This is a genomic window from Sphingopyxis sp., from assembly GCF_035250425.1.
Classification (GTDB): domain Bacteria; phylum Pseudomonadota; class Alphaproteobacteria; order Sphingomonadales; family Sphingomonadaceae; genus Sphingopyxis.
Window position 1 is genome coordinate 1 of the sequence record NZ_DATFFD010000300.1, and the last position, 5,041, is coordinate 5,041.

Annotated in this window: 6 protein-coding genes; all 6 read right to left on the reverse strand. The window is 61.6% G+C overall.

Translation table 11 applies throughout. The features are described from left to right. Window positions 1-8 precede the first annotated feature (8 nt). Window positions 9-401 (reverse strand): hypothetical protein, encoded by a 393-nt coding sequence (locus VJ811_RS18315; protein ID WP_324075043.1) that lies wholly within the window; start codon window positions 399-401, stop codon window positions 9-11. Between the two features lie 60 nt (window positions 402-461). After that, the gene (locus tag VJ811_RS18320; RefSeq protein WP_324075045.1) at window positions 462-1,631 is read right to left on the reverse strand and encodes a sterol desaturase family protein; all 1,170 of its coding nucleotides are present in this window, start codon (window positions 1,629-1,631) and stop codon (window positions 462-464) included. A gap of 53 nt (window positions 1,632-1,684) precedes the next feature. Next, on the reverse strand, window positions 1,685-2,293 hold the full coding sequence (locus tag VJ811_RS18325) for a BRCT domain-containing protein (RefSeq protein ID WP_324075047.1): 609 nt from the start codon (window positions 2,291-2,293) through the stop codon (window positions 1,685-1,687). A 1-nt stretch (window position 2,294) separates the two neighbouring features. Next, window positions 2,295-4,460, reverse strand: a complete 2,166-nt coding sequence (ligA, locus tag VJ811_RS18330) for an NAD-dependent DNA ligase LigA (RefSeq protein ID WP_324075049.1) — start codon at window positions 4,458-4,460, stop codon at window positions 2,295-2,297. Further along, complete coding sequence (locus tag VJ811_RS18335) at window positions 4,457-4,855, reverse strand: putative quinol monooxygenase (protein WP_324075051.1); 399 nt, start codon at window positions 4,853-4,855, stop codon at window positions 4,457-4,459. Before VJ811_RS18335 ends, ligA begins: the two co-directional genes overlap by 4 nt. Next, a partial coding sequence (locus VJ811_RS18340) for a GNAT family N-acetyltransferase (protein WP_324075053.1) occupies window positions 4,852-5,041 on the reverse strand: 190 nt, incomplete at its 5' end. The genes VJ811_RS18335 and VJ811_RS18340, both read right to left, overlap by 4 nt.

Genomic DNA, 5,041 nt, shown 5'->3' on the forward strand with positions numbered 1-5,041 from the left:
GGTCTGGATCAGGCGAAGTGAGGTGGTCCGGTACTCGGCGGCAGCGGCGAGGCGATGCCCGGCGCATAGCCGAGCGAGCGGACCGCGACCGGGACGGGACCGACGTCCATCGGCGCCGCGGCGAGGGTAGGCACGTCGGGGACGATCGGCGCATTGGCGAGCGCGCCCCACGGGCAATGCTGCTGCGCTTCGCCGGCTTCATGATCGCCGGCTTTTGCAAGCGCGATCGTCATCGTGCCGCCGGGGTTGGCGGGGTCCGAACAGATGCGCACGGTGATCGACCCGCCGGCATCGCTCTCGATCATCCAGCCCGGCGCGACGAGCATGCGCGCGGCGAGCGCGAGGAACAGCGGTAAAAGCAGCAGGATGCCGGGGCGGCGAAAGGCGGCGAGCAGGCTCACGGAAGGCGCCTTATGGCGCGGCCGCGCGGGTGGCAAGCGGACAGATTGCCCTATTCAAAGCTATTCGGCGGGCGTCTCGTCGGTCTTTTTGCCGGTGCGCGTCCAGGGGTAGAGGAACTGGCCCCAATAGCTGCGCGGCACATCTTCGGGGATGCCGTAATTTTCGGGCCAGCGGTCCTTCGGCAAGTGGAAGGTGCCGAACAGCTTGTCGATCCACGGGAAATGGATCGCGAAATTGACGTCGAACGCCTCGCGTTCGAGGCCGTGATGCCAGTGGTGGAAACGCGGGGTCGCGATCCAGTGACCCAGCCGGTTGAAATTGCCGCCGACATTGGCGTGGAGCAGCGACGACCAGACATAGACGAAACCGATATAGGCCTGCATCACCGAGGGCGCGAAACCGAGGGTGAAGAGCGGCAGCGAGGTGATCGAGCGGAGCAGGATGATCTCGACGAAATGCATCCGCGATCCCGCGAGCCAGTCCATCGATTTCGCGCTGTGATGCACCGCGTGGAAACCCCAGAGGAAGGGATAGCGATGGAAGGTGCGGTGGAACCAATATTGCGCCATGTCCGATGCGACGACGACGATCAGAAATTGCACGATCCATGGCAGCGACGCGACCCCGGCGCGGAACGCCTCCCAATTGCTCGTATTCTCGTTGATGATCGTCGAGGGCGCGAGCGCGAGGAAGCCGAGCACCTGCACGAACATCGTGCTGACGAGATAATAGAACAGATCCTCGCGCCATTCGATGCGGAACAGGCGCTGGGTGCGGCGATGCGGGAAGGCGCGTTCGAGCGGCGCGAACATGAAGCCGGTGACGAGCAGGTTCACGACGAAAAAGTCGAGCCCGAAGAAGATGCCCCAGTCGCGCGTTTCCTGCGGCTGGACATTGGCGCCGCCGACGAGGATCGCCGCGAGCCCGATCATCAGCGCGGTGAGGCCGAGCGCCTTGCGCGGGCGCAGCAACAGGCTGAGCAGCGACAGCCCGTAACTCACGAGCAGCACCGCGTGGACGAGCCCGCGAAAACCGCCCCAATGCTTGATGATCTCCAGCTCGGGGGTCGCGAACCAGTCGGGAAAGCGCAGCGCGATCACCATGAAGAAACCCGCGATAGCGAACAGCAAACCGAAAAAACCCGACAACCACCCACTACCGAACCGCCGCACCTCGGTATGCGATTCGAGATCGCGCATCAGATTGTTCAGATAATCACGCTTTGCCATGTTGCCCCCTCACAGCATTTTCGCCGCGCCGTCTGTGATGCCGCGCACGGGGACTACAGATACCGTTGCCAGTGCGCTTCGGAAACGATTGAAATTGGAACGCCCTCGTCTCGCATTTCACATGCTTTAACGATCTTGTTCCCAAAGCTCGAATGCTTCCAAGATTCGGTCGCGTAGACGCCAATCACAAGAACATCGGTCTTTTTTGTGAGGCTTCCGGGCAGCGCACCTTTTGCCAATACCGCTTTCTCACATTCGGCCCTCCGCCCGAAATTGAAAGTTCCCGTGAAGCAGTAAAGCCGATCTTCAAATACCAGGTCTGGTGCGGGATCACATACAGGCAGGTCAGACGATTTTAGCACTTCACCGTGCTCAAAATCACGCGACGAGAGTTGGTCGAGTGTCGACAACAAGTCTATCGCTTCGTCATCTTCGAGCCGGCCGTCGGAGAGGACTTCCGATACTCGTTGGTAGAGCGTCTGGATAACCGAATGACCGCTAATAGAGGCGTTCGCCGCAAGCCATTTTTGAAGAAATTCAGCTTCAAGCTGATTGATGGCGCCATCAGCCGCCATTCCCCGGCAAAGGCCGATCAGTTCGTCGATCTGCCGCGACTCAATTCGGTCGCCGCCCACACGATTGTAGAATGCATCATCCTTCATATCAGCCCGCCCCTGCAACAATCTCCGCCCATTGCGCCTCATCAATTACTTGGATGCCTAGGCCGTTTGCCTTCTTAAGGTTCGAACCGGCACCTGGTCCAGCCACAACCAAATCCGTCTTGGCGCTAACAGATGTCGAAGCTTTCGCTCCCAATGCTTCAGCTTGAGCTTTCGCTTCGTCGCGACTCATCGTTTCAAGCTTACCGGTGAACACTACCGTTTTTCCGGAAACTTCACTCGCGCGCGTTTCCACGATGTAGGGAGGAGGCGCGACTTCAGATAGCAAATCGTCCCATAGGACCTCGTTATGCTCCTCATGGAAGAAGTCGGCCAAGGAGTAACAGACAACCTCCATCCCTTCGACGTTCATGACGTCCTTAAGCGCGGCCCTTTTTCGCTCTTCGAAGGCCTTATTTGTTTCAGTTTCCAGCTTAACTAGCTCCGGACGAATTTCCTGAATCTTCCGAGCCCGTTCTTTCAGGCTAGCGAATTCCCGTATCTCTTTCATCAAATCTCGGGCCGAGACGACGCCGACGTGCCGGATGCCGAGTCCAAATAGCAATCGCGCGGCATCCGGTTTCCGTTTCGTCTCGATCGCCGAGATCAATTTGTCGACCGATGCACTTTCCCAACCCTTACGTTCGATCAATTCTGAACGGTGGCTCTTCAGCCGGAAGATGTCGGCTGGCCCCTTGTCGAGCCAGCCAAGGTCGAGGAATTCCTGAATGCTCTTTTCGCCCAGCCCCTCGATGTCGAGCGCGCCGCGGCTGACGAAGTGGCGCAGGCGCTCGAATTTCTGTGCGTTGCAGATGAGGCCGCCGGTGCAACGCACATCGACCTCGCCCTCTTCCGCCACCGCCTCGCTGTTGCAGACCGGGCAATGGTCGGGAAAGATGTAGGGCGCGCGATCTTCGTCGCGGGTGAGGTTTTCGACGACCTGCGGGATCACGTCGCCGGCGCGCTGGATCACGACGCGGTCGCCGGGGCGCACGCCGAGGCGGCCGATCTCGTCGCGGTTATGGAGCGTGACGTTCGAGACGACGACGCCGCCAACGGTGACGGGGACGAGGCGGCCGACCGGGGTCAGCTTGCCGGTGCGGCCGACCTGGATATCGATGGCTTCCAATGTCGTCTGCGCGCGTTCAGCGGGGAATTTATGCGCGATGGCCCAGCGCGGCGCCTTGGCGACGAAGCCGAGACGCGCCTGCCAGGCGAGGCGGTCGACCTTGTAGACGACGCCGTCGATGTCATAGTCCATGTCGGCACGGCGGCGCTCGATCTCGGCATAATGACCGAGGACTTCGGCAACGTTTTCATAGCGTTTGAGCAGCGGCGATACCGGAACGCCCCAGTTTTCGATCGCCTTCATTACGTCGAACTGCGTTTCGGCGGGAAGCGCTCTCACCTCGCCCCAGCCATGCGCGAGAAAGCGTAGCGGGCGCGATGCGGTGACGCTCGCATCCTTCTGGCGCAGCGACCCGGCCGCGGCGTTGCGCGGGTTGGCGAACTGGCGGACAGTGGCGGGATCGAAATCCTGCTCGCGCTGCGCCGCGAGCGCCCTGCCCTCTTCCATCAACCGTTCGTTGAGCGCCGTGAAATCGGCTTTCGACATATAGACTTCGCCCCGGATCTCGAAGACGTCGGGGGCGTCGCCCTTCAGTTGTTGCGGGATGTCGGCGATGGTTGCGACGTTCGGGGTGACATCTTCGCCGACGCTGCCGTCGCCGCGCGTCGCGGCCTGAATCAACCTGCCCTTTTCGTAACGCAGCGAGCAGGAGAGACCGTCGATCTTGTCTTCGGCGGTCAGTGCGAGGACCGCGTCGCCATTGAGGTTGAGGAAACGGCGGACACGCGCGGCGAATTCCTCGACATCCTCCGCCGCGAACGCATTGTCGAGGCTCATCATTCGCTGCGCATGGGTGACCTTAGCGAGCGGCGACGTCTCGACCGCGGCGCCGACCTGGCTGTTCGGGCTGTCGGCACGGATCAGCTCTGGGAAAGCGGCTTCGAGCTCGTTGTTGCGGCGGACGAGCGCATCGTAATCGGCGTCCGAAATCTCGGGCGCATCCTCGGCGTGATAGCGTTTGCTGTGATAGGCGATCTGCTTCGCCAGCCGCATCAATTCATTGGCGGCGTCGGCCTGCGACAGGGATTCGATTTCGGTCATGCACCGGTCTTTGCCACCGGCTTGAACTCGGCGCGAGTACCAAATCCTGCGATCAGCGGGCGACCCTTTTTGATCGCGTCCTGCACGGCGGGCAGCTTCAGCGACGCGGCGTGCGCCTCCTTGCTGTCCCACAGCTCGACGATCCAGATCGCGTCGGGGTTCGCGCTGTCCTCGCCGATCAGATAGGCGGTGTTGCCGGGCATTTCGCCGGTGCCTTCGGCGAGAATCGCGGTGAGCGCGGCGCGCCGGCCGGGCTGTGCCATCATCTGGCCGAGCAGGCCATATTGGGGATCGGCTTCTTCCATCTTGGCCTCCAGAGCACGCAATTTCGTGGCGGGGAGCAGCGCGGTCGCCATCGCGAGCATCGCGACGAGGTGCTCGCGGCGGTTCATCATTTCGCGATCGCTAGCACATGCACCTCGCGGCGGATTCGGAAACCGAGCGATTCATAGAGTGCGATCGCGCCTTCATTGTCGGCATAGCTGTGCAGGAAGGGCTGTTCGCCGCGCGCGACCATTTCGCGCATGACATGGCCGATCAGCGCGCGCGCAAGCCCGCGGCCGCGGCAATCCTCCCATGTC

Bases quoted from the DNA above. Each gene is read 5' to 3' on its own strand.
- VJ811_RS18335 (WP_324075051.1), bottom strand. From the start codon at position 4,855: ATGATGAACCGCCGCGAGCACCTCGTCGCGATGCTCGCGATGGCGACC.
- VJ811_RS18320 (WP_324075045.1), bottom strand. From the start codon at position 1,631: ATGGCAAAGCGTGATTATCTGAACAATCTGATGCGCGATCTCGAATCG.
- VJ811_RS18325 (WP_324075047.1), bottom strand. From the start codon at position 2,293: ATGAAGGATGATGCATTCTACAATCGTGTGGGCGGCGACCGAATTGAG.
- ligA (WP_324075049.1), bottom strand. From the start codon at position 4,460: ATGACCGAAATCGAATCCCTGTCGCAGGCCGACGCCGCCAATGAATTG.